This is a genomic window from Azotobacter bryophylli, from assembly GCF_042643485.1.
GTDB classification, from domain to species: Bacteria; Pseudomonadota; Gammaproteobacteria; order Pseudomonadales; family Pseudomonadaceae; genus Azotobacter; species Azotobacter bryophylli.
This window is the reverse complement of sequence record NZ_JBHRSJ010000031.1, coordinates 96,840-122,097: the sequence shown is the minus strand read 5'-3', so window position 1 is coordinate 122,097 and position 25,258 is coordinate 96,840. Positions and strand designations below refer to the sequence as shown.

The following is a 25,258-nucleotide window of genomic DNA, read 5'->3' as shown; positions in this document are numbered from 1 at the left end:
CGGCGGCGCCATGCCGGGCCGCCATCCTTGTTGTCGTCTTTGTCGGCCCCCGGCGGGCGGGAGCCGCGTACCGGAATCAGAACTGCTCGTCGGCCAGCGCCATGATGCTGCCGCTGCCGGCACGGATCGCCGCCAGCAGGGCCTGGGTGCGCGGCAGCAGCTGCTCGCCGAAGAAGCGTGCGGTGACCAGCTTGGCCTCGAGGAACTGCGGATCGCCGCTGCCGGCTTCGAGCAGGGCCTGGGCGCGCAGGGCCGAGCGGGCCAGGAGCCAGCCGCCGCACAGGTAGCCGAACAGCATCAGGAAGTTCACGCTGATGCTACCGGCCAGGGCCGGATCGGCCTCGGCGTTGGCCAGCAGCAGACGGCGCGCCTCGCGCCCGTTCTCGAGGGCGTCGCTGAGGGCCAGGCCGAGGGCCACCAGCGGGCCGGTGCTTTCCAAGCGGGTGACGGTTTCGCCGATTTCGTCGAGCAGGTCGGCGAGCAACTCGCCCTTGTTCGAGAGGATCTTGCGCCCCACCAGGTCGAGCGCCTGGATGCCGGTGGTGCCCTCGTAGATGGTCAGGATGCGCGCGTCGCGGTAATGGCGGGCGGCGCCGGTCTCCTCGATGAAGCCCATGCCGCCGTGGATCTGCACGCCGAGGGAGGTCACCTCCTGGGCCATCTCGGTGAGCCAGCCTTTGACGATCGGCGTCAGCAGATCCACGCGGCCCTGGTGACGGGCGGCGGCGGTCGGGTCCTGGGCATGGGCGACACGGTCGACCTCGGCGGCGGCGACCAGCGCCAGGGCGCGCATCGCCTCGATGGACGCCTTCATCGTCAGCAGCATGCGACGCACGTCGGGGTATTCAATGATCGGGAAGCGGCTGCCGTCCTTGCGGGTGCCCTGCAGGCGCTCCCTGGCGTACTGGAGGGCCTGCTGGTAAGCCCGCTCGGAGATCGACAGGCCCTGCAGACCGACGCTCTGGCGGGCGTGGTTCATCATGGTGAACATGCAGGCCAGGCCCTTGTGCGGCTCGCCGACCAGATAGCCGACCGCACCCTCCTTGTCGCCGAAGCTCATCACGCAGGTCGGGCTGCCGTGGATGCCCAGCTTGTGCTCCAAGGAGACGCAGCGCACGTCGTTGCGCGCCCCCGGCCGGCCCTGGGCGTCGAGCAGGTACTTGGGCACGATGAACAGGGAGATGCCCTTGACCCCGGCGGGCGCGTCCGGCAGCCGCGCCAGGACCAGGTGGACGACGTTATCGGTCATCCGGTGGTCGCCCCAGGTGATGAAGATCTTCTGTCCGCTGATCAGATAGTGGTCGCCATTGGGCACGGCCTTGGTCTTGATCGCCGCCAGGTCCGAACCGGCATCCGGCTCGGTGAGGTTCATGGTGCCGGTCCACTCGCCGCTGACCAGCTGCGGCAGATAGGCCGCCTGCAGCTCGGCCGAACCGTGATGGGCGATGGCTTCGATGGCGCCCTGGGTGAGCATCGGGCAGAGGGCGAAGGCCATGTTCGCCGAGTGCCAAATCTCGTTGACCGCGGTACCTACCACGTTCGGCAGGTTCTGTCCGCCCCAGGCTTCGGCGGCGGTCAGCGAGGTCCAGCCGCTTTCCCTGAACTGCCGGTAGGCATCGGCGAAGCCCGGAGTCTCCTCAACGTGCTGCTCGCCCAGGCTCGCGCCCTGGGCATCGCCGACCGCGTTGAGCGGCGCCAGTACCTCGGAGCCGAGCCGGCCGGCCTCGGCCAGAATGGCGGAAACCAGTTCACCGTTGACGTCTTGCAGACCGGCTTCGGCGCAGAAGCGCTCCAGCTCGACCAGCTCGCCCAGGACGAATTCCGTGTCGCGGTAGGGATGAACGTAGTCACTCATGGTCGTTTCCTCTTATTGTCGGGTGAGCGCCGTCCTCGGCACACAGGCTCAGAAGTAGCCGCGGCCCGCCTGCTGGCGAGCGCGGAAATCATCGGTCAGTCGGTAGAGCGCGCCCTGCCGGGCGTGGGCCTCGGCCTTGCGGGCGAAGGCGTCCAGCCCCAGGGTGTCGATGTAGCGCAGGGCGCCGCCGCGAAAGCGCGGGAAGCCGATGCCGAGCAGCAGCCCCATGTCGATTTCCTCGGGCGTCTCGACGATGCCGTCCTCCAGGCAGCGCACCGCTTCCAGGCACAGGGGGATCATCAGCCGGTCGACGATCTCCTCGTCGGAGACCTCCGCGGTCTGTGCCGCCCGCCCGGCGATCAGCGCGCGGGCCGCCGGCGCCGGGCGCTTGCTGCGCCGGCCGGAGGCATCCACGGTGTACTCGTAGAAACCCCGGCCGTTCTTCTGGCCGAGCGCGCCGCTGGCCAGGAGCGCGTCCATGATCGGCTCGCCGTCGTGGCCCATGCGCTCCGGGAAGCCCTCCTGGAGCACGTGGTCGGCGTGGACCATGGTGTCGATGCCCACCACGTCGGCCAGGTAGGCCGGCCCCATCGGCCAGCCGAAGGCTTCCATGACCCGGTCGATGCGCTCGAAGTCGACGCCGTCCTTGAGCAGCCGGTTGAAGCCGTTGAAGTAGGGAAAGAGCACGCGGTTGACCAGGAAGCCCGGGCAGTCGCCGACCACGATGGGGGTCTTGCCCATGGCGCTGGCGTAGGCGACGGTGCGGGCGATGGTCGCCTCGCTACTACGGCTGCCGCGGATCACCTCCACCAGCGGCATCTGGTGCACCGGGTTGAAGAAGTGCATGCCGCAGAAGGACTCCGGATACTTGAGGCTCTGTGCCAGCAGATCGATGGAAATGGTCGAGGTGTTGGAAGTCAGCACCGCGGTCGCCGGCACCTTGCTCTCCACCTCGGCCAGCACGGCTGCCTTGATCTTGGGATTCTCCACCACCGCCTCGACCACCAGATCGACCTCGGCGAAATCACGGTAGTCCAGTGCCGGCTTGATGTTGTCCAGCACCCGCTGCTTGCCGGCCGCATCCAGCCGGCCCTTGTCGACCTGCCGGTCGAGCAGCTGGCCGGCGGTCTTAAGGCCCAGCTCCAGCGCCTCGCCGCGGATATCCTTCATGACGATGGGAATGCCCGAGGAAGCCGACTGGAAGGCCACGCCGCCGCCCATGATGCCGGCGCCGAGCACCGCGCTGCGGCGCACCGGCTCGGCCTTGCCGCTCCAGGCCCGGGCCTTCTTCTTGACCAGCTGGTCGCCGAGGAAGACCCCGACCAGGGCGCGGGCGACGTCCGACTTGGCCAGGGCCGAGAAGGTGCGCGCCTCGATCGCCAGCGCCTCGCCCAGCGGCAGCGTGGCGTGCTCCAGCACGGTCGCGAGGATCGCCGCCGGCGCCGGATAGTGGGAGTCCAGCTTGCTGCCGTAGTGCTGCTGCAGAATGGCCAGCCGCTCGCGCGCCTCCGGGCTGTCGCCGAGGGGCTGCTGCTTGCGGGCGCGGTTGCCGATGAGCGATAGCTCGCCGCCGGCGGCCATGCGCAACAGGTTCAGGGCGGCACCGCGCAGCTCGTCGGGGGCGACCACCCGGTCGACCGCGCCCAGCTCCAGCGCCTTGGCCGCGGCCTGGGGCTTGCCGGAAAGCATCCACCCCAGCGCCGCCTCGGCGCCGATCAGCCGGCTCAGGCGCACGGTGCCGCCCCAGCCCGGGCAGATGCCCAGGGTCACTTCCGGCAGGCCGACCCGGGCGTCCGCGGCCAGGACGCGGAAATCCGCCGCCAGGGCCAGCTCGAAGCCGCCGCCCAGGGCCAGCCCGTTGATCGCGGTGACGCTCGGGAACGGCAGGGCCTCCAGCGCGCCGAACAGCGCGTGCACCTGGCGGATCCAGTCGCGCAGCTCGCTCTCGCTGCGGGAGAAGGCCGCGGTGAATTCGGTGATGTCGGCGCCGACGACGAACGCCGGCTTGGCGCTGACGATCAGCAGCCCCTCGATCTCGTGGGTGTGACTCTCGAGCAACCGGATGACCTCGGCCAACTCGTCGAGGGTCTGCCGGTTCAGCTTGTTGACCGAGGAGTCCTGCAGGTCGAGGGTCAGCTCGACCAGTCCCGCTTCCAGTGCCCGCAGGCTCATCGCCTTGCCGCTGTACATACCGTGATACTCCTTGTGATTCGGGCCGTGCAGGCCACGCGCATCCTTGCCGTCGCCACGCGGGGCGACGACCGGGTCGGAAAGATGGGATGGAGCGGGATCAGGGGCGCTGAAGCAGCACCGCGATGCCCTGCCCGCCGCCGATGCACAGGCTGACGATGGCGTAACGGCCCTGAATGCGGGCCAGCTCGTAGATCGCCTTCACCGTGACGATGGCACCGGTGGCGCCGATCGGATGTCCCAGGGAGATGCCGCTGCCGTTGGGATTGAGGCGCTCGCGGGGCAGGTCCAGTTGCCCGGCGACGGCCAGGGCTTGGGCGGCGAAGGCTTCGTTGACCTCGTAGACGTCGATGTCGTCGGCGCCCAGGCCGTTGCGTTCGAGCAACTGGCGGATGGCCGGCACCGGGCCGATGCCCATGATGCGGGGATCGACGCCCACCACCGCGTAATCGACCAATCTGGCCATGATCGAGCGCCCCTCGGCCTCGGCCTTGCCGCGCTCCATCAGCACCAGGGCGGCGGCGGCGTCGTTGAGGCCGGAGGCGTTGCCCGCGGTGACCGTACCGCCCTGCTTGAACACCGGGCGCAGCGATTCGAGATCGGCGAGACGGCAGTCGAAGCGGATGTGCTCGTCGGTATCGAACAGGGTCGAGCCCTTGCGGCTCTTCAGTTCGATCGGCAGGATCTGTTCCTTGAAATAGCCCTGCTCGACGGCGTGCTGGGCGCGCCGATGGCTTTCCAGGGCCAGCTCGTCCTGCTGCGCGCGGGTGACGCCGTACTTCTCGGCGGCGTTCTCCGCGGTCACGCCCATGTGGTAGTGGTTGAACGGGCACTGCAGGGCGCCGACCACGGGGTCGACGGTCACGCCGTCGCCCATGCGCTGGCCGAAGCGCGCCGTGGGCAGGTGGTAGGGTGCGAGGCTCATCGACTCGGCGCCGCCGGCCACCGCGGTGTCGCACAGGCCGAGCTGGATCTGCTGGGCGGCGCTGACCACCGCCTGCAGGCCGCTACCGCAGAGACGGTTGAGGGTCAGTGCCGGGGTCTGCTCGGGAAGCCCGCCGCGGATCGCCGCCACCCGGCTCAGGTACATGTCGGCCGGCTCGCTGTGGATGACGTTGCCGAATACGCAGTGGCCGACACCGGCGGCGTCGACTCCGGCCCGGCGCACCGCCTCGGCGACCACCAGGCCGGCCAGTTCGGTGGGCCGGTGCCCCTTGAGGCTGCCGCCGTAATCGCCGATGGCGGTACGGACGCCGCTCACGATGACCACTTCTTGTACTTGTGCACGCATGGATGGGCTTCCTTGTGAATGCCTGGGACAGACGCCCTTCCGAGGGTGTCGGACGGGTGTCCACGAATGGCGGTTAGCTTCCTTCCGCCAGCGAAAGCCGGCAATAACGAATCCAGCCTCAAACTTGACATTAACGGACAGCGGCATTGCGGATAGACTGCCGACTCCCCTCTCCAGCCGGACGGAGCCCATGAGCATCAAGCGCTATTCCATCTCCATGCATTTCGCCCGCGTGCTGATGAACGCCGCCCGCCGCCGCGGGCTCGACGAGGACGTGCTGCTCGGCGAGGCGGGCATCAGCCGCCGGCTCCTGGACAACCCGCACCTGCGCATCACTCCCGACCAGTTCAGCCGGCTGATGCGGGCGATCTGGCGCCTGGGCGACGACGAGTTCCTCGGCATGGGCGCGCAGCGCTGCCGGCAGGGCCTCTTCGCGCTGATGGCCAAGCAGGTGATCCACTCGCGCAGCCTGCGCTCGGTCTATTACAAGCTCGGCCACTTCTACAACCTGGTGAACGACTCGCTGCGTCTGGAGCTGAAGGTCGAGGGCGACGAGGCGTGCTTCTCGATGATCCTCACCGACCCGGCCCAGGATCCCGACTTCCTGCTGCGGGAATTCCTCCTGCTGCTCTGGCACCGTTTTCCCAGTTGGCTGATCGGCCAGCGCATCCCCCTGAAGCACGTCGCCTTCGACCATGCGGCGCCCGAGCACCTGGCCGAGTACCGGCTGATGTTCCCCTGCCCGGCGAAGTTCGAACAGCCGAGCAATTGCCTGGTGTTCGACGCCGCAATGCTCGCCGCTCCGGTGGTGCAGACTCCCGAGGCTCTGGCCAACCACCTGCGGCGCGCGCCCTTCGACTGGGTCACCCGCCCGGCCTACTACCCAGTCTACACCCGGCGCGTGTTGGATCATCTGGAACGATCCGACGACTTGGGCGGCGCCACCATCCAGAACACCGCCGCCGCGCTGCACCTCACCGAGCGGACCCTGAGACGCAAGCTCGACGCCGAAGGCAGCAGCTTCCAGGGCCTCAAGGACGGCCTGCGCCGCGACATGGCGATCCACTATCTGAGCCAGCCGTCCATGCCGATCAGCCAGATCTCCCGGCAACTGGGCTTCTCCGAGCCTTCCGCCTTCACCCGCGCGTTCCGCCAGTGGACCGGCGAACTGCCGAAAACCTACCGGGACGCCGCCCGCAGCCGGAAATGAGCGCTGTCAGGGGCAGGCCGGAGGGTTCGGGGCACTCGCGCGCGCAAGGACGGGCCTTGGCGTCAACCGAAGGAAGACGCCAGGAGGGATGAGCTGTGCGGAAACTACTGGGGCGCGGCGCTGGCCGTCAGGCCCGAGGCGGTCTGCTCCCCGAAGGAGCGGGCATCGATGGCGGCCAGACCATCCACGCGCTTGCTGGAAACGGGCTGCCAGATCCTCCAGGCATCGCCGGGGCCGATGTTCCTGAATTCGCTGATCTGGGTGCCGATCACCTGGCCGTTCCTGAACAGCTGGAAGGTGACGGTGACGACCGGCAGCGTCCTGCCGGTCTTGTTGTAGCCGGTCGCGCTGATCCACTGCTCGTGCATGGTGTCGACCAGACGCACGTTGCGCACGCCGACGTCGCCTCCGCCGGGATCGGCAAGGCAACAGGTGGAAGTGAGGGCGAAAAGTGCAGCGAAAATAGACTTCTCGAACATGACAAACTCCGTTTTGTAAATGTTCCGGTCGAACTGCGCCGGTGATGCCGGCGCGATATTAAGGCAGAGTCCATGCTGCATGTAAGGAATTAAAACTTCGCGGCGAAACTTTTTTCTTCGCCCTCGGTCCTCCGGCGTCCAGCTCGCGATCGGCCCGAGCCGCTGGCGGGCATGAGGCTCTACTCCGCAGAGGCGGAATATTCCCCGAACGGACCACTACCCATGCCCATGCACGCTTCATGGACATGGAATTTTCAGGCTGCTCGATAATGGCATTTAGCTATCCAAAACGGGGCGCATTTCCCCTTTTCCGAGCGGATCGCCTTTCTCTAACCCAATGAATACGGGCTTCTCCGCCCTCTCCTGGTGCAGCGGCATGCTTTGTGCTTTTCCGGAGAGGGACAGGAGGCCGGTACGGTCGTCTCAAACGCCCCGCACAGGAACAAGACGCGCCAGCAAGCCTTCGCTGGCGGCCTGGCCGAAGCCGGTATCGCCCAGCCTCCCGTCCGAACATGTCGAGGGCCAATCAGCCAAGGGGTAGGAATTGGAACGGAAGAAAATCAGCCTGAGGACCAGGTTACTGTTGTGGGTGATCTCCATCGTAGTGGTGGGATCGGCGGTCACGGTCACGGTGCTGAGCCGGCAGGCCGCGTCGATGCAGCACGAAACGGCCATGGCCTTCACCCGGCAACTGGCCGAGAACAACGGCGCCAAGGTCACCGCACGGATCGAGAAGGGCCTGGATGCGGCCCGGGTGATGGGCGATGCCCTGGGCAGCATGCGAGCCAAGGGCAAGGCCGACCGCGCCGCCGCCAATGCCCTGCTCGAGGGCGTGCTGGCCGGCAACCCGGATCTCCTCGGGACCTGGACCGGCTGGGAGCCCAACGCCTTCGACGGCCAGGACGGCCAGTACGTCGGCCAGCCGGGCCACGACACCAGCGGCCGTTTCATTCCCTACTGGAACCGCGGCTCCGGAAGCATCGTGCAGGAGGCCCTGCTCGACTACGACAAGCCCGGCGCCGGCGACTACTACCAGTTGCCCAAGCAGACCGGCAAGCCGGTGCTGATCGAGCCCTATATCTACCCGGTCGCCGGCAAGGACATGCTGATCACCTCCCTGGTCGTGCCGATCATGGCTAACGGCCAGTTCCTCGGCGTGGCCGGAGTGGATATCGCCCTGGCCGACCTGCAGGACCTGATCGGTGCCATTCGCATCTACGACAGCGGCTACGCCACCCTGCTGTCCCACGGCGGCCTGATCGTCGGCGACCGCGACGCGGCCAACGTCGGCCAGGGCATGGACAAGATCGGCCTGCCCCCGGCGATCCTCGCCCGCCTGCAGCAGGGCGAGCCCTACGCCGACTTCGTCACCGACCCGCGGCTCGGCGTCGAGGTCCGCCGCCTGTTCATGCCGGTCAAGGTCGGCGCCACCACCACCCCCTGGTCGCTGGTCGCCAGCGTGCCGGAGGACGAGATCATGGCCGGTCTCGCCCGGCTGAACACCGTGGCCACGATCCTCACCCTGATCAGCATCGTGGTGGTCTCCCTCGGCCTCAGCCTGGCCCTGGAACGCCTGGTGCTGCGCCCGATCGGCGGCGATCCGGAAGACGCCGCCGCCATCGCCAACCGCGTCGCCCAGGGCGATCTGAGCGAGCCGATCCGCCTGCGCCGCGGCGACGACGGCAGCCTGATGGCCCAGCTCAAGCACATGCAGGACAGCCTGCTCGGCGTGGTCACCCATGTCCGCCAGGGTGCCCAGAGCGTGGCCGTGGCCAGCGCGCAGATCTCCCAGGCCAACCAGGACCTCTCCTCGCGCACCGAAAGCCAGGCCAGCGCCCTGGAGCAGACCTCGGCCTCCATGGAGCAGCTCGGCGGCACCGTCCGGCAGAACGCCGACAGCGCCAGCCAGACCAACCAGCTGGCGCTGAACGCCTCCCAGGTGGCGCTGCGCGGCGGCGAGGTCGTCGGGCGGGTGGTCGAGACCATGCGCGACATCCACGGCAGCTCCAGCAAGATCGCCGACATCATCGGCGTGATCGACGGCATCGCCTTCCAGACCAACATCCTCGCCCTCAACGCCTCGGTGGAGGCGGCCCGCGCCGGCGAGCAGGGCCGCGGCTTCGCCGTGGTCGCCGGCGAGGTGCGCGCCCTCGCCCAGCGCTCGGCCGAGGCGGCCAACGAGATCAAGCGCCTGATCGAGGCCAACGTCCACAGCGTCACCGCCGGCGGCGAGCTGGTGGACCAGGCCGGCACCACCATGAAGGAAGTGGTCACCGCCATCCAGCGGGTGACCGGCATCATGGGCGAGATCAGCGATGCCAGTCGCGAGCAGAGCACCGGGGTGGAGCAGGTCAGCCTGGCGGTGACCCAGATGGACCAGGCCACCCAGCAGAACGCCGCGCTGGTCGAGGAGATGGCCGCCGCTGCGGAAAGCCTCAAGGGCCAGGCCGAGGAGCTGGTCCAGGCGGTCGCCGTGTTCAAGGTCGCCTGAGCCCGACCAGTCGATTCCGGTCGGTCTACCGCCAGTTCGGCCCCTCCGAAGCCCGCCTCGCGCGGGCTTCCTCTTTTCAGAGCGCCTGTCCGCGAACCATTCACACCCGTCCCAGAGCGCCCGAACCGGCTGACCGATACGGTGCAAGCCAGCGTCGCCTCCATGCACCGTTTATGGACAGTCGACCTCGCGGGACGCCCCAAGATGGCATTATGCCAGCCAACGATGGGGCAACTGCTCCGGAAGGCGAACCGTCCCCTCTCCCTCAAGCCCAGACGGCACGGGCACCTCGCCCTGTCCTGGTGCATCGGCATGTTTTGTGCTTTCAGTCAGGAAAAAGGAAGCTGGCACGGCAGTCTCAGATGCCCCGTACTGGAACACGGCGCTCCCGCAGCCCGGCTTCCGATCCGACATTTCGAGGACCAATCAACCAAGGGGTAGGAATTGGAACGGAAGAAAATCAGCCTGAGGACCAGGTTGCTGTTGTGGGTGATCTCCATCGTGGTGGTGGGATCGGCGGTCACGGTCACGGTACTGAGCCGGCAGGCCGCGTCGATGCAGAACGAAACGGCCATGGCCTTCACCCGGCAACTGGCCGAGAACAACGGCGCCAAGGTCACCGCGCGGATCGAGGAAGCCCTGAATGCGGCCCGGGTGATGGGCGATGCCCTGGGCAACATGCGGGCCGACGGCATGATCGATCGTGCCGCCGCCAATGCCCTGCTCAAGGGCGTGCTGGCCGGCAACCCAGGCCTTCTCGCGACCTGGACCGCCTGGGAACCCAACGCCTTCGACGGCCAGGACGGCCAGTACGTCGGCCAGCCGGGCCACGACTCCAGCGGCCGCTTCGTCCCCTACTGGAACCGCGGCTCCGGCACTATCACCGTGGAGCCACTGGTCGACTACGATAAGCCCGGCGCCGGCGACTATTACCTGCTGGCCAAGCAGAGCGGCAAGCCGGCGCTGATCGAGCCCTATATCTACCCGGTCGCCGGCAAGGACATGCTGATCACCACCCTGGCCGTGCCGATCCAGGTAGGCGGTCGGATTCTCGGCGTGGCCGGAGTGGATATCGCCCTGGCCGACCTGCAGGACCTGATCGGCGCCATCCGCATCTACGACAGCGGCTACGCCACCCTGCTGTCCCACGGCGGCCTGATCGTCGGCGACCGCGACGCGGCCAACGTCGGCCAGGGCATGGACAAGATCGGCCTGCCCCCGGCGATCCTCGCCCGCCTGCAGCAGGGCGAGCCCTACGCCGACTTCGTCACCGACCCGCGGCTCGGCGTCGAGGTCCGCCGCCTGTTCATGCCGGTCAAGGTCGGCGCCACCACCACCCCCTGGTCGCTGGTCGCCAGCGTGCCGGAGGACGAGATCATGGCCGGCCTCGCCCGGCTGAACACCGTGGCCACGATCCTCACCCTGATCAGCATCGTGGTGGTCTCCCTCGGCCTCAGCCTGGCCCTGGAACGCCTGGTGCTGCGCCCGATCGGCGGCGATCCGGAAGATGCCGCGGCCATCGCCAACCGCGTCGCCCAGGGCGATCTGAGCGAGCCGATCCGCCTGCGCCGCGGCGACGACGGCAGCCTGATGGCCCAGCTCAAGCACATGCAGGACAGCCTGCTCGGCGTGGTCACCCATGTCCGCCAGGGCGCCCAGAGCGTGGCCGTGGCCAGCGCGCAGATCTCCCAGGCCAACCAGGACCTCTCCTCGCGCACCGAAAGCCAGGCCAGCGCTCTGGAGCAGACCTCGGCCTCCATGGAGCAGTTGGGCGGCACCGTCCGGCAGAACGCCGACAGCGCCAGCCAGACCAACCAACTGGCGCTGAACGCCTCCCAGGTGGCGCTGCGCGGCGGCGAGGTCGTCGGGCGGGTGGTCGAGACCATGCGCGACATCCACGGCAGCTCCAGCAAGATCGCCGACATCATCGGCGTGATCGACGGCATCGCCTTCCAGACCAACATCCTCGCCCTCAACGCCTCGGTGGAGGCGGCCCGCGCCGGCGAGCAGGGCCGCGGCTTCGCCGTGGTCGCCGGCGAGGTGCGCGCCCTCGCCCAGCGCTCGGCCGAGGCGGCCAACGAGATCAAGCGCCTGATCGAGGCCAACGTCCACAGCGTCACCGCCGGTGGCGAGCTGGTGGACCAGGCCGGCACCACCATGAAGGAAGTGGTCACCGCCATCCAGCGGGTGACCGGCATCATGGGCGAGATCAGCGACGCCAGTCGCGAGCAGAGCACCGGGGTGGAGCAGGTCAGCCTGGCGGTGACCCAGATGGACCAGGCCACCCAGCAGAACGCCGCCCTGGTCGAGGAGATGGCCGCCGCCGCGGAAAGCCTCAAGGGCCAGGCCGAGGAGCTGGTCCAGGCGGTCGCCGTGTTCAAGGTCGCCTGAGTGGAGCCGGGGCCCGGCAGCGGGCCCCGAGCGCTCGCCGCCCCCGCGGGAAAGTCCCCGCGACGGCAAGACGGCCTGCTGCAATCCGCCCGCTCGGGAAGGCCGCGCACGATCCGACAGGCGCAGCGGTATCCGAGTGCTCGACTCAGGAATTCCGGCAGCTCCCCGGCTGTCCAAACTACGTGACCGACAACGGGGAGTCCGCCATGAAAAACAAAGGCTTCGAGACGTTCTGCAAGTGGCTGGCGGAGAGGACAGGAAGCGCCCGGACGTTCAGCCTGGCCATCGCCGGTATCGCACTGTGGGCGGTGACCGGACCGCTGTTCCACTTCAACGACACCTGGCAGCTGATCATCAACACCACCACGACCATCATCACCTTCCTGATGGTCTTCCTGATCCAGAACACCCAGAACCGCGACACGGACGAGATCCACATCAAGCTGGACGAACTGCTGCGAGCCTCGAAGGACGCGCGCAACGACCTAATGGCGCTGGACGACCGCACGGCCAAGCAGCTCAAGACGCTGCGGGACGAATACACCGAACTGGGCCGCAAGCAGCCCGGACAGCAGCAGTAGGCCCGAGTTCTCCCTCATGGAAGCGGCGGTTCGGGCACTACCTGGCCGCAGGAAGGCAGGCCGGCGCCCGTCGCAGGATGAGGCAGCCGGGTTCAGCCAGCCTCGTCGGGCAGGAGCCGCCGGGAGTCGGCAGGGAGCGGCGCCGCCGGCCCAGTCAGCACTCCCCTGACGGACTCAGCCTTCCACCGTCGCCCACTGCTTGGCCAGACGCTTGTCCGACACCGGCATCTTCGTCCCCAGCTGCTGGGCGAACAGGGATACCCGGTACTCCTCCAGCATCCAGCGGTAGAGGCTCAGTTCGGGGTCGCGTTTGCCTTCCTGGGCGTGCTTGGCGGCGCGGGCCTGGTACTGCTCCCAGAGGCCGGTGAGTTCGCCGGTCCAGACGCGGTCGCGCTGGACCTGGGCGCCGACCTTGTCCAGGCGCTGCTCGATGGCCTTGAGGTAGCGCGGGTATTCCCTGAGCCATTCGGCCGGGGTGTCGCGGACGAAGCCGGGGTAGATCAGCCGCGCGAGCTGGGCCTTGATGTCGTTGAGGGCCATGGCCTGGGCCAGGTCGATCTTGCCCTTGAAGCGCTTCTGCAGGTCGTGGCGCAGTTTGAGGATGTCCACCACCAGCTTCGCCAGGCGCGCCGCGTGTTCGCTCCAGGCACTGCGCTGCTGTTCGGCCAGCGAGGCCAGGGCGGCGCCGTCGCGGGGCAGCGGATCGGTGCCTTCGAGGATGCAGCCGTCCAGACTGGCCAGCAGGATGTCCTCGACCAGGGCGTCCGGCTTGCCCATGTCGCGGTAGAGCAGGCTCAGTTCGGTGAGGCCGGGCAGCTTGCCGCGCAGGAACTTCGCCTGTTCGCTCAACTGCTGCAGGAGCAGGCGTTGCAGGGCGCGCCGATGCTGATGGTCGGCCTCGGCCTGTGTCGGGAAGCGACCCTCCCGAACCACCCCGCCTTCTTCCACCAGCGCCGGGTAGACGGTCATGGAAAGTCCCGCGATCTTCTGCTGGGCGCTCTCGGCCACGCTGAAGCCCCTGGCCTCGACCGGCCCGGCCTCGGCCTTGCGCTCCGGCAGGGCCAGGGCGGCCTGGCTGGCCTCGCTGAAGCGGGCGGTCAGTTCGGCCAGATCGCGCCCTTCGCCGAGGAACTTGCCGCGGGCGTCGACCACCTCGATGTTCATCCTCAGATGGCTTTCCACCTGCTGCGCCGCCTCGGCCCAGGCCTCTTCGGGCACCCGGGCGCCGGTCATGCGCATGAGCTCGCGGCCCAGGGCCTCGGGCAGCGAACCTTCAGCGAAGGCGATCTTGCCCAGGGCGGCGCGGACGAAGTCCGGCACCGGCACGAAGTTCTTGCGGATCGCCTTGGGCAGGCCGCGCACCAGAGCCACGGCCTTGGCCTCCAGCAGGCCCGGCACCAGCCAGTCGAGGCGCTCGGCCGGCAGCTGCGGCAGCAGCGGCGCCGGCACCCGCACCGTGACGCCATCGCGCGGATGGCCGGGCTCGAAGTGATACGTCAGCGGCAGTTGCAGCTGGCCGATGCGCAGGCTGTCCGGGTACTGGGCGGCGGTGACCTCGCTGGCCTCGCGGGCAAGTACGTCCTCCTCGCGCATGATCAAAAGCTGCGGGTCGCTGACGCTCTCGCGCTTGTACCAGGCGTCGAAGGTGGCGGTCTGGTAGATGTCCGCCGGCAGGCGCGCGGCGTAGAACTCGTAGAGGGTTTCCTCGTCGGCGAGGATGTCGCGGCGGCGGGCCTTGGCCTCCAGCTCGTCGAGGTGCTCCAGCAGCTCGCGGTTGGCGGAAAGGCAGCGGGCGCGGCTGTTGATCTCGCCGCGCACCAGGCCCTCGCGGATGAACAGCTCGCGGGAGGTCGCCGGATCGACCGGGCCGAAATGCACCGAGCGGCGGCCGACCACGATCAGGCCGTAGAGGGTGACTTGCTCGAAGGCGACTACCTGGCCGCGCTTCTTCTCCCAGTGCGGCTCGAAGTGGTTCTTCTTGACCAGGTGGCCGGCCAGCGGCTCGATCCAGTCCGGCTCGATCTTCGCCACCATGCGTGCGAACAGCTTGGTGGTCTCCACCAGCTCGGCGGCCATCAGCCATTGCGGCCGCTTGCGGGCGATGCTGGTGCCGGGGTGGACCCAGAAGCGCCGCTGGCGCGCGCCCAGGTAGTCGCCCTCTTCGGTCTTGCTGCCGATCTGGCTGAGCAGGCCGGAGAGAATGGCCTTGTGCACCGCGGCATAGCTCTTGGCCCTCTGCGCGGCTTCGCCGGCCTCGGCTTGCTGGCGGACGACGGCGTTGACCTTGTTGTCGGTGGTCGGGGCGATCTGTCCGGTGGAAAAGCCTTCGGCGTTTTCCACCCTACGGGAGCCAGATTTTGCGTAGGGTGGATGACCAGAGCTATCCACCGTTCTGCCCATGCCGAGCTGGAGCTCGCGCACGATCAGGGTCAGTTGGCGGTGGGCGTCGCGCCATTCGCGCAGCCTCAGATAGTTAAGGAAGTTCTTCCGGCACCAGGAGCGCAAGGCGTTGGAGCCCAGCGCCTGGCGCTGCTCCTCGAACCCGCGCCAGAGGTTGATCAGCGCGGCGAAGTCGGAGTCCGGGTCCTTCCACTGGGCGTGGGCCTGGTCGGCGGCCTGCTGGCGCTCGACCGGACGCTCGCGCACGTCCTGCACGGACAGCGCGCTGGCGACGATCAGCACTTCCTCCAGGCTGCCCTGGCGGGCGCCTTCCAGCAGCATGCGGCCCAGCCGCGGGTCGATGGGGATGCGCGCCAGCTGGCGGCCGAGCGGGGTCAGCCGGCCCTCGCGGTCGACCGCCGACAGCTCCTGCAGCAGGGTGAAGCCGTCGCTGATCGCCTTGCCGTCCGGCGGCTCGATGAAGGGGAAATCCTCGATGTCGCCCAGACGCAGGTGCAGCATCTGCAGGATCACCGCGGCCAGGTTGGTGCGCAGGATCTCCGGATCGGTGAATTCCGGACGGGCGAGGAAATCCTCCTCGCTGTACAGGCGCACGCAGATGCCCGGCTCGACCCGCCCGCAGCGGCCTTTGCGCTGGTTGGCGCTGGCCTGGGAGACGGCCTCGATCGGCAGGCGCTGGACCTTGGCGCGGTAGCTGTAGCGGCTGATCCGCGCCGTGCCGGAATCGATCACGTAGCGGATGCCGGGCACGGTGAGCGAGGTCTCCGCGACGTTGGTCGCCAGCACGATCTTGCGCCCGGCGGCGGGGCGGAAGATCTTCTGCTGCTCGGCCGGGGTCAGCCGGGCGTAGAGCGGCAGAACCTCGGTGTGTTTCAGGTTGGCCTTGCGCAGCACCTCGGCGCAGTCGCGGATCTCGCGCTCGCCCGGGAGGAACACCAGTACGTCGCCGGGGCGCTTGCCGACCGAGCGCTCGTGGGCGGCGATCTCTTCCAAAGCGGCGAGGATGCCCTGATCGACGGTGAGGTCCTCCTCGACCCGGTTGCCCTCCTCGTCCACCTCGGCGGCCAGCGGGCGATACCAGGTTTCCACCGGGTAGGTGCGCCCGGATACCTCGACGATGGGCGCGTCGCCAAAGTGCTTGCTGAAGCGCTCCAGGTCGATGGTCGCCGAGGTGATGATGACCTTGAGGTCCGGCCGGCGCGGCAGCAGGGTCTTCAGATAGCCGAGCAGGAAGTCGATGTTCAGGCTGCGCTCGTGGGCCTCGTCGACGATGAGGGTGTCGTACTTCTCCAGGTAGCGGTCGTGCTGGGTCTCGGCGAGCAGGATGCCGTCGGTCATCAGCTTGACCAGCGTGCTGTCCTTGCTCTGGTCCTCGAAGCGCACCTGGTAGCCGACCAGCTCGCCGAGCGGCGTGCCGATCTCCTCCGCCACCCGGGCCGCCACGCTGCGCGCCGCCAGACGCCGCGGCTGGGTGTGACCGATCAGCCCGTGCACCCCGCGGCCGATCTCCAGGCAGATCTTCGGCAGCTGGGTGGTCTTGCCCGAGCCGGTCTCGCCGGCGATCACCAGCACCTGGTGCTTCTCCAGCGCCGCCTTGATCTCGTCGCGCTTGGCGGCGATGGGCAACTGGTCGTCATAGCGCATCGCCGGCACGCTGGCCCGGCGCATCTCGACCCTGGCGGCGGAGGCCTGGAAGCGCTCCAGCCATTTCGCCAGCCGGGCCTCGTCCGGAGTCTTCTTGAGATCCAGCAGCTGACGGCGCAGCCGGTGGCGGTCGGCGATCAGGGCGTGGTCGAGGTTCTTCAGCAGGGAGTCGATAGCGGGCGTTGCGTCGGTCATCGGGTATGGCTTAGTTCTGCGCTGGAATGGCGGGTAGGCCCCGCGCCTGCAGGCAAGGCGAAGGATGGGGGAATTGTCGCAGATTTCCCCGGCAGGCGACGACAGCCGCCGTCGCCCGCCGGGCGTTCAGGCGGTCCGCTGCCCGCCGATCTTTTTCAGCTCCTCTTCCCGCAGCTCGCGCCGCAGGATCTTGCCGACGTTGCTGGTCGGCAGACTGTCGCGGAACTCCACGTACTTCGGCCGCTTATAGCCGACGAGGTTGGCGCGCATGTGCCGTCTGACGTCCTCCTTGGTCAGGTTGGCGCCCGGCTCGGCCACCACCAGCAGCTTGATCGCCTCGCCGGAGAGACGGTCGGGCACGCCGATGGCCGCGCACTGGGCGACGCCCGGCAGGGTGGAGAGCACTTCCTCGAGCTCGTTGGGGAAGACGTTGAAGCCGGAGACCAGGATCATGTCCTTCTTGCGGTCGACCAGACGGATGTAGCCGTCCTCCTGGATCACCGCGATGTCGCCGGTCTTCAGCCAGCCGTCGGCGTCGAGCACCGCGGCGGTGGCCTCGGGGTTCTGCCAGTAGCCCTTCATCACCTGCGGCCCCTTCACGCAGAGCTCGCCGGGACTGCCGAAGGGCGGCTCGTTGCCCTGCTCGTCGAGCACCTTGCACAGGGTCGAGGGCATCGGCATGCCGATAGTGCCCGTCCGGTAGTGACGGAACGGGTTGACCGAGACCACCGGGCTGGCCTCGGTCAGGCCGTAGCCTTCGCAGACGCTGCAGCCGGTGATGTCCCGCCAGCGTTCGGCGGTGGCCAGCTGCAGGGCCATGCCGCCGGAGAGGGTCAGCTTCAGGGCGGAAAAGTCCAGGCGGCGGAATTCCTCGTTGTTGCACAGGGCGGCGAACAGGGTGTTGAGGCCGACGAAGCAGGTGAACCTCCACCGCTTCAGCTCTTCGATCATTTCCGGCAAGTCGCGCGGGTTGGTGATCAGCACGTTGTGGTTGCCGGTGACGAGCATCGCCAGGCAATGGAAGGTGAAAGCGTAGATGTGGTACAGCGGCAGAGGGGTGATGACGGTCTCGCAGCCCTCGCCCAGCCCCGCGGCGATCATGACCTGGCATTGCAGCATGTTGGCCACCAGGTTGCGGTGGGTGAGCATGGCGCCCTTGGCTATACCGGTGGTGCCGCCGGTGTATTGCAGCACGGCCACCTCGCTGCTCGGCGGATCGACCTCGCGCAACGGCAGGTGCTTGCCGTGCGCCAGGGCGTCGGTGAACTTCACCGCCTGGGGCAGGTGGTACTCCGGCACCAGATGCTTCACGTAGCGCACCACGGCGTTGACCATCAGCCGCCGGATCGGCGAGAGCAGATCGCCGATCTCGCTGACGATGACGTGGCGGATGCCCGTCCTGGGCAGTACCGCCTCGACCAGATCGGCCTTGTTGGCCAGGCAGATCAAGGCCTTGGCCCCGGCATCGTTGAACTGCTGGAGCATTTCCCGCTCGGTGTACAACGGATTGGTGTTGACCACCACCAGCCCGGCACGCAGGGCGCCGAACACGGCCACGGGAAACTGCAGGACGTTCGGCAGCTGGATGGCGATGCGGTCGCCCGGCCGGAGGTCGTCGAGTCCTTGCAGGTAGGCGGCGAAGGAGCCGGAGCGGCGGTACAGCTCGCCGTAGGAGAGGGTTTCGCCCAGATTGCTGAAGGCGGGCTTGTCGGCGAAGCGCTGGCAGGCGGTCTTCAGTACCGCCAAGAGGTTCGGGTAAAGGTCGGGATCGATTTCGCTGGGAACGCCGGCCGGATACTTGTCCTTCCAGAAGTTTTCGATCATGCCATGACCCCAGTAAGCCGCTTCATGGGCGGACTTTATTATTGGTGCGACGCGGGACAACCGACAGACAGATTCCGTCCCGAGCGTAGCAGTTTTGCCCGATGCCGGCCAAGGTACGACGGGCCGCTGCGCGCAGACCGACACCCGTCTGTTGTCAACCCGTGAAAACGCCGGCCCGCGGCACTACAATAGAGGGCTTCGCCCGACACGGCCCTTGACCGCGGGCGGAGACAAGTCATCAAGGCCCGCCACGAATTGCTCGCAGAAAGCAGACGCGACGAACAACAGTTGCCGGCAGGCCGGGGCTCTGCCTTGGCCTGCCAGTGCACCGGATTCGGATTCGGTGAAATTCCCAACCACCTTTCAAGGAAACCGCATGAGCCAGGTTACCAACATCCCCTATGGCGATCTTGAAGTCGGCCAGCAAGCCACTTACAGCAAGACCGTGGAGGAGAAAGACATCCAGCTGTTCGCCGCCATGTCCGGCGACCACAACCCGGTGCACCTGGACCCCGAATTCGCCGCCCGCAGCCCGTACAAGGAGCGCATCGCCCACGGCATGTTCAGCGGCGCGCTGATCAGCGCGGCCGTGGCCTGCACCATGCCGGGGCCGGGCACCATCTACCTGGGCCAGACCATGCAGTTCACCCGCGCGGTGAAGCTCGGCGACACCCTCACCGTGCGTCTGGAAATCCTCGAAAAACTGCCGAAATTCCGCGTGCGCATCGCCACCCGCGTGTTCAACCAGCACGACGAACTGGTGGTCGACGGCGAAGCGGAAATCCTCGCCCCGCGCCGCCAGCAGAGCGTCGAGCTGCCGCAGCTGCCGCCGATCAGCATCGGCTGACCCCCTCTTCCGGCCCCACTGCCATGGCGGGGCCTCTCTCCGACCTTCCGTCCCCTCGCCAGATGCGCGGCCAGCTGCTTGAATGATCCGGCCCGCCGGATCGGCGGCCATCTCCGCACAGCAGAAGGAAGGTTCGCCATGAAGATCGTCAATGCCCGCCTGCGCGGCCGTGAAGGCCTCCACCGCATCGAACTGGACGGCGCACGCATCTCCGCCATAGCCGCACAACTGGCGCCGGCCGGCGGCGGCGGCGGCGGCGGCGGCGGCGGCGGCGGCGGCGAGCTGGACGCTGCTGGCAACCTGGTGGTGCCGCCCTTCGTCGAACCGCACATCCACCTGGATGCCACCCTCACCGCCGGCGAGCCGGCGTGGAACATGAGCGGCACTCTGTTCGAGGGCATCGAGCGCTGGGCCGAGCGCAAGGCGCTGGTCACCCGCGAGGACACCAAGACGCGGGCGAAGAAGACCATCGACATGCTGGTCGAGCACGGCATCCAGCACGTGCGCACCCACGTCGACGTTACCGATCCGACCCTGGCCGCGCTCAAGGCGATGCTGGAAGTGCGCGAGGAAACCCGCCACCTGATCGATCTGCAGATCGTCGCCTTCCCCCAGGAGGGCATCGAATCCTACCGGGGCGGCCGCGAACTGATGGCCGAGGCCATCGCCTTGGGCGCCGACGTGGTCGGCGGCATCCCGCACTTCGAGAACACCCGCGAGCAGGGCGTCAGCTCGATCAGGTTTCTCATGGACCTGGCCGAACGCACCGGCTGCCTGGTGGACGTGCATTGCGACGAGACCGACGATCCGCAGTCGCGCTTTCTCGAGGTGCTGGCCGAGGAGGCGCGGGTGCGCGGCATGGGCGAGCGGGTCACCGCCAGCCACACCACGGCCATGGGCTCCTGGGACAACGCCTACTGCTCCAAGCTGTTCCGCCTCTTGAAGCAGTCGCGGATCAACTTCGTCTCCTGCCCCACCGAGAGCATCCACCTGCAGGGACGCTTCGACACCTTCCCCAAGCGCCGCGGCCTGACCCGGGTCGCCGAACTGGACCGCGCCGGGCTGAACGTCTGCTTCGGCCAGGACTCCATCGTCGACCCCTGGTATCCGCTGGGCAACGGCAACATCCTGCGCATCCTCGAGGCCGGCCTGCACATCTGCCACATGCTCGGCTACGCCGATCTGCAGCGCGCCCTCGACCTAGTCACCGGGAACGGCGCCAAAACCCTGCACCTGGGCGAGCGCTACGGCCTGGAAGTCGGGCGGCCGGCCAATCTCCTGATCCTATCCGCGGACAGCGACTACGAACTGCTACGTAGCCAGGGCCACGCGCTGGTGTCGATCCGCGATGGAGAAATCTTGATGAGGCGCACGCCGGCGCGAATCGAGCACCGTCGGCCACGCTGAGAACACTGCGCCAGACCAGATTGCTGGCTGGCCAGTTATATATTGAACAGGCAAAAAAAAGGGCGACAAAGTCGCCCAGAAGTGCCTTGCGTGCTCTTTTGACTGAAAAGACTTGGTTCTACTTGCGTTTGTGCGAGTCTTTCCAGATGAAGTAACCCACTCCGCTGAAGAAGGCTAACATCAATGCAACCGTTACTACTCCGGCCATCACTACATCATCGATAAACATGGCTGTTCCTCTTGGCCAGTTCGTCTTGGATGGCTTCAAGTTAACGGGAGCGATGGCGGGAAAAATTGATCGAGGTCAACTTCAACTCCCCCGACAAGAGGAAGTTGGGCCAATTACTGACATGGATCAACCAATCGACCCACATCGAAGCTGAAAACCGCCATTGGCGCGGCTCCTAAGGATTTCAGGCAATATTGCCCGCCGCTTTCTTATGTTCGAACGAGATGAACAAAGCGGAAGGCGCCAAGTTATCGGCGCGCTATTACACAATTGCCAAGAAGACGATGATTACTTGCGTTTCAATATCAAACGCATGTTCAGCGTTTCTTCGGCTTTCCCTTGGGCTTCTTTTTCCCTTTGGGCAATGGAAGCGCTTGAGCGAAGGCCTCGCGAACCTCGTTCAAGCGTTTTTCGTGCAGATCATGAATACGCTTTTTGCGCTCGGCGCCGAAGTCGATCAGGTTTTCATCGGAACTCATATATGCACCCGGCGGAAAGTCAGATTCAGGCGTGGCGCGCAGGGTCTGCGCGTCTTCGCCACTTGGTGCTGCCAATGATGCTGCGTGGCGCCGGCCATGACCAGCAGGGAGCCGTGCCCCAACCACAGCGAATGCTCGATGCGCCCCTGCCCGGCCCGGCGCAGATCGAAACGCCGTGCACCACCCAGGCTGAGCGAGGCGATCAGCGGATTGCGGCCCAGCTCGGCCTCGTCGTCGCTGTGCCAGCCCATGGAGTCCCGGCCATCGCGATAGAGGTTGAGCAGGACGCCGTTCAGCGGCTGGCCGACGGCCTCTTCGACAGCCCTCCGGATCTCCGCCAGAAGCGGCGTCCAGGGCAGGGGCTCGTGGCTCAGGCCGGAATAGCGGTAACGGGCTTCGGGGTCGCCGTACCAGGCGACCAGCCGCGGTACGGCGAAGGAGCGCCCGTAGAGCCGCACCTGCGGCTGCTCCCAGGGCGTCTCGGCCAGCAGCGCCGCCAGCCAGCGATCGGCTCGCGACGCATCCAGCCAATCCGGCAGGAAGCGCAGGTCGGCATCGGCTAGAGGGACGGGTTCGGCATCGATCGGAGTCATGGCGGACGACGGACGGAAACAGGCCTCTCGGCGGGCCGCACAGGCGGGTTCGCTTGGCGGGCGCTACGCTTGCCAATTATCCGCCGGCGATCGACGTCGATCTATAGCGGACATTTCCGCTACCATATCCGGCCTTTTTCATCACGGAGGCAGGCATGGCGCAGCAGTATCAACCGGGGCAACGCTGGATCAGCGATAGCGAAGCAGAACTCGGACTTGGCACCATCCTCACGGCGGACGCCCGCTTGCTCACGGTGCTCTATCCGGCCACCGGCGAGACTCGCCAATACGCCCTGCGCAATGCCCCGCTGACCCGCGTGCGCTTCGCCCCCGGCGACGAGATCACCCATTTCGACGGCTGGAAGATGACCGTCCGCGAAGTCGAGGACCTCGACGGCCTGCTCGTCTACCACGGCCTGGATGCACAGAACGAGACCTGCAGCCTGCCGGAGACCCAGCTCTCCAACTTCATCCAGTTCCGCCTGGCCAGCGACCGCCTGTTCGCCGGGCAGATCGACCCGCTGTCCTGGTTCGGCCTGCGCTATCACACCCTGGAGCACCGCAGCAAACTGCTGCAGTCCTCGCTCTGGGGCCTGGTGGGCGCCCGCGCCCAGCCGATCGCCCACCAGCTGCACATCGCCCGCGAGGTCGCCGACCGCATCGCCCCGCGCGTGCTGCTGGCCGACGAGGTGGGTCTGGGCAAGACCATCGAGGCCGGCCTCGTCATCCACCGCCAGTTGCTCTCAGGGCGCGCCAACCGCGTGCTGATCCTGGTTCCCGAGAACCTCCAGCACCAGTGGCTGGTGGAGATGCGCCGCCGCTTCAATCTGCAGGTGGCGCTGTTCGATGCCGAGCGCTTCGCCGCCAGCGATGCCAGCAACCCCTTCGAGGACACCCAGCTGGCGCTGGTCTCCCTGGAATGGCTGACTTCCGCCGAGCTCGCCCAGGACGCCGCCTTCGCCGCCGGCTGGGACTTGATGGTGGTGGACGAGGCGCACCACCTGGTCTGGCACCCGGAACAGCCGAGCCCCGAGTACGCCCTGGTCGAGCAGCTCGCCCAGGTCATCCCCGGCGTGCTGCTGCTCACCGCCACCCCCGAGCAGCTCGGCCAGGAAAGCCACTTCGCCCGCCTGCGTCTGCTCGACCCGGACCGTTTCCACGATCTGGAAGCCTTCCGCGCCGAGAGCGCCAACTACCAGCCGGTGGCCGAAGCGGTGCAGGAACTGCTCGACCAGGGACGGCTCTCGGAGCAGGCCCACGCTACCATCCACCGCTATCTCGGCGACGAGGGCGAGGCCCTGCTCGCCGCGGTCACCGACGGCGATATCGAAGCCAGCGCCCGCCTGACCCGCGAGCTGCTCGATCGCCACGGCACCGGCCGCGTGCTGTTTCGCAACACCCGCGCCGCAGTGCAGGGCTTCCCTGAGCGCCAGCTGCACCCCTACCCGCTGCCGAACCCGGACCAGTACCGGGAGCTGCCGGCCGGCGAACAGGCCGAGCTGTATCCGGAAGTCGGCTTCCAGTCCCAGCAGGAGGACGGCGACGAGCAAAACCGCTGGTGGCGCTTCGACCCGCGCGTCGAATGGCTGATCGACACCCTGAAGATGCTGAAGAAGTACAAGGTGCTGGTCATCTGCGCCCATGCCGAGACCGCCCTGGACCTGGAGGATGCCCTGCGAGTGCGCTCCGGCATTCCGGCCACGGTGTTCCACGAGGGCATGAGCATCCTCGAGCGCGACCGCGCGGCGGCCTACTTCGCCGACGAGGAGTTCGGCGCCCAGGTTCTGGTCTGCTCGGAGATCGGCAGCGAGGGCCGCAACTTCCAGTTCGCCCACCATCTGGTGATGTTCGACCTGCCGGCCCACCCGGACCTGCTCGAACAGCGCATCGGCCGTCTCGACCGCATCGGTCAGAAGCACTGCATCCAGCTGCACGTGCCCTATCTGGAGAACAGTGCCCAAGAGCGGCTGTTCCACTGGTACCACCAGGCCCTCAACGCCTTCCTCGCCACCTGCCCCACCGGGAGCGCCCTGCAGCACCAGTTTGGCCCGCGCCTGCTGCCGCTGCTCGACGGCGGCGACGACGAGGCCTGGCAGGCGCTGGTCCAGGATGCCCGCGCCGAGCGCGAGCGTCTGGAGAGCGAACTGCACGCCGGACGCGACCGCCTGCTGGAGCTCAACTCCCGCGGCGGCGGCGAGGGCGAGGCGCTGGTCGAGGCCATCCTCGAGCAGGACGACCAGTACGCCCTGCCGATCTACATGGAAGCGCTGTTCAATGCCTTCGGCATCGACAGCGAGGACCACTCGGAGAACGCCCTGATCCTCAGGCCCAGCGAGAAGATGCTGGATTCCAGCTTCCCCCTGGGCGACGACGAGGCGGTGACCATCACCTACGACCGCAATCAGGCCCTGGCCCGCGAGGACATGCAGTTCCTCACCTGGGAGCACCCGATGGTCGAGGGCGGCATGGATCTGGTCCTGTCCGGCTCGATGGGCAACACCGCGGTCGGGCTGATCAAGAACAAGGCGCTCAAGCCCGGCACCGTGCTGCTGGAGCTGTTGTTCGTCAGCGAGGTGGTGGCGCCGCGCGCCCTGCAGCTCGGCCGCTTCCTGGCGCCGATGGCGCTGCGCTGCCTGCTCGATGCCAACGGCAACGACTTGGCGCCCAAGGTCGCCTTCGATACCCTCAACGATCAGCTGGAAAGCGTACCGCGCAGCAGCGCCAACAAGTTCGTGCAGGCCCAGCGCGACGTACTGGTCAAGCAGATCGCCATCGCCGAGAGCAAGATCGCGCCGCGCCACGCCGAGCGCGTCAACGAGGCCAAGCAGCGCTTCAAGGCCAGCCTCGACGAGGAGCTGGCGCGTCTGACCGCGCTGCAGGCGGTCAACCCCAGCGTGCGCGACAGCGAACTGGACGCCCTGCGTTGGCAACGGGAAGAAGGTCTGGCCATGCTCGACAAGGCCGCCCTGCGCCTGGAGGCGATTCGCGTGATGGTGGCCGGCTGAGTACCTGCTCACGATCCGCTGCGCGTCGGCCAATGCAACGTTGAAATCGGTTTTGGAATGCTCGTTTACCACGCGTAAACTCCACATCCTCAACCGATTTCGCCTTGCCTGGCCTTCGCTCGCGGGATCGTGAACAGGCTCTGAGGC

General features: G+C 67.4%; 16 protein-coding genes. 7 read left to right on the top strand and 9 right to left on the bottom strand.

Annotation, left to right across the window (positions count from 1 at the left end; translation table 11 throughout):
- Window positions 1-76: 76 nt before the first annotated feature.
- From ACFOJE_RS15415 to bktB, 3 genes are all read right to left on the bottom strand, one after another.
- A complete protein-coding gene (locus tag ACFOJE_RS15415; RefSeq protein ID WP_377815362.1) occupies window positions 77-1,855 on the bottom strand; it encodes an acyl-CoA dehydrogenase C-terminal domain-containing protein in 1,779 nt (592 codons plus the stop codon).
- A gap of 48 nt (window positions 1,856-1,903) precedes the next feature.
- Window positions 1,904-4,045 (bottom strand): fatty acid oxidation complex subunit alpha FadB, encoded by a 2,142-nt coding sequence (gene fadB, locus ACFOJE_RS15410; RefSeq protein ID WP_377815361.1) that lies wholly within the window; start codon window positions 4,043-4,045, stop codon window positions 1,904-1,906.
- Between the two features lie 100 nt (window positions 4,046-4,145).
- A complete protein-coding gene (gene bktB, locus ACFOJE_RS15405; protein WP_377815360.1) occupies window positions 4,146-5,336 on the bottom strand; it encodes a beta-ketothiolase BktB in 1,191 nt (396 codons plus the stop codon).
- 190 nt (window positions 5,337-5,526) lie between these two features.
- Here bktB and ACFOJE_RS15400 point away from each other — a divergent pair, with 190 nt between their 5' ends.
- Entirely contained in the window at window positions 5,527-6,546 is a 1,020-nt protein-coding gene (locus ACFOJE_RS15400) for an AraC family transcriptional regulator (RefSeq protein ID WP_377815359.1), read from the top strand.
- A 104-nt stretch (window positions 6,547-6,650) separates the two neighbouring features.
- Here ACFOJE_RS15400 and ACFOJE_RS15395 read toward each other — a convergent pair whose 3' ends face one another.
- Window positions 6,651-7,025: an FxLYD domain-containing protein gene (locus tag ACFOJE_RS15395; protein WP_377815358.1), complete on the bottom strand. Its 375-nt coding sequence runs from the start codon at window positions 7,023-7,025 to the stop codon at window positions 6,651-6,653.
- Between the two features lie 544 nt (window positions 7,026-7,569).
- Here ACFOJE_RS15395 and ACFOJE_RS15390 point away from each other — a divergent pair.
- The 3 genes from ACFOJE_RS15390 (at window position 7,570) to ACFOJE_RS15380 (ending at window position 12,488) form a co-directional block, all read left to right on the top strand.
- On the top strand, window positions 7,570-9,516 hold the full coding sequence (locus ACFOJE_RS15390) for a methyl-accepting chemotaxis protein (protein WP_377815357.1): 1,947 nt from the start codon (window positions 7,570-7,572) through the stop codon (window positions 9,514-9,516).
- 444 nt (window positions 9,517-9,960) lie between these two features.
- Window positions 9,961-11,907: a methyl-accepting chemotaxis protein gene (locus ACFOJE_RS15385; protein ID WP_377815356.1), complete on the top strand. Its 1,947-nt coding sequence runs from the start codon at window positions 9,961-9,963 to the stop codon at window positions 11,905-11,907.
- Window positions 11,908-12,113: 206 nt separating this feature from the next.
- Window positions 12,114-12,488: a low affinity iron permease family protein gene (locus tag ACFOJE_RS15380; protein WP_377815354.1), complete on the top strand. Its 375-nt coding sequence runs from the start codon at window positions 12,114-12,116 to the stop codon at window positions 12,486-12,488.
- A gap of 174 nt (window positions 12,489-12,662) precedes the next feature.
- On the opposite strand, the gene hrpA is transcribed toward ACFOJE_RS15380, so the two are convergent.
- Window positions 12,663-16,727, bottom strand: coding sequence for an ATP-dependent RNA helicase HrpA (hrpA, locus tag ACFOJE_RS15375; protein ID WP_377815353.1), 4,065 nt, complete (start codon window positions 16,725-16,727; stop codon window positions 12,663-12,665).
- A 126-nt stretch (window positions 16,728-16,853) separates the two neighbouring features.
- A complete protein-coding gene (locus ACFOJE_RS15370; RefSeq protein WP_377815352.1) occupies window positions 16,854-18,551 on the bottom strand; it encodes a long-chain fatty acid--CoA ligase in 1,698 nt (565 codons plus the stop codon).
- Window positions 18,552-18,927: 376 nt separating this feature from the next.
- Between ACFOJE_RS15370 and ACFOJE_RS15365 the strand changes: the two genes are divergently transcribed.
- Window positions 18,928-19,398 carry a MaoC family dehydratase gene (locus tag ACFOJE_RS15365; RefSeq protein ID WP_377815351.1) on the top strand — a complete coding sequence of 157 codons (471 nt, stop codon included), beginning with the start codon at window positions 18,928-18,930 and terminating at the stop codon, window positions 19,396-19,398.
- Between the two features lie 138 nt (window positions 19,399-19,536).
- Window positions 19,537-20,805, top strand: a complete 1,269-nt coding sequence (gene codA, locus ACFOJE_RS15360; protein WP_377815350.1) for a cytosine deaminase — start codon at window positions 19,537-19,539, stop codon at window positions 20,803-20,805.
- A gap of 118 nt (window positions 20,806-20,923) precedes the next feature.
- Here the strand turns inward: codA and ccoM are convergent, their stop codons facing one another.
- From ccoM to ACFOJE_RS15345, 3 genes are all read right to left on the bottom strand, one after another.
- The gene (gene ccoM / locus ACFOJE_RS15355; protein WP_377815349.1) at window positions 20,924-21,034 is read right to left on the bottom strand and encodes a cytochrome c oxidase subunit CcoM; all 111 of its coding nucleotides are present in this window, start codon (window positions 21,032-21,034) and stop codon (window positions 20,924-20,926) included.
- 317 nt (window positions 21,035-21,351) lie between these two features.
- Window positions 21,352-21,513, bottom strand: a complete 162-nt coding sequence (locus tag ACFOJE_RS15350) for a hypothetical protein (RefSeq protein ID WP_377815348.1) — start codon at window positions 21,511-21,513, stop codon at window positions 21,352-21,354.
- Window positions 21,510-22,106: an alpha-ketoglutarate-dependent dioxygenase AlkB family protein gene (locus ACFOJE_RS15345; protein WP_377815347.1), complete on the bottom strand. Its 597-nt coding sequence runs from the start codon at window positions 22,104-22,106 to the stop codon at window positions 21,510-21,512. Before ACFOJE_RS15345 ends, ACFOJE_RS15350 begins: the two co-directional genes overlap by 4 nt.
- A 155-nt stretch (window positions 22,107-22,261) precedes the next feature.
- Here ACFOJE_RS15345 and rapA point away from each other — a divergent pair, with 155 nt between their 5' ends.
- On the top strand, window positions 22,262-25,111 hold the full coding sequence (rapA, locus tag ACFOJE_RS15340; protein WP_377815346.1) for an RNA polymerase-associated protein RapA: 2,850 nt from the start codon (window positions 22,262-22,264) through the stop codon (window positions 25,109-25,111).
- Window positions 25,112-25,258: the final 147 nt, after the last annotated feature.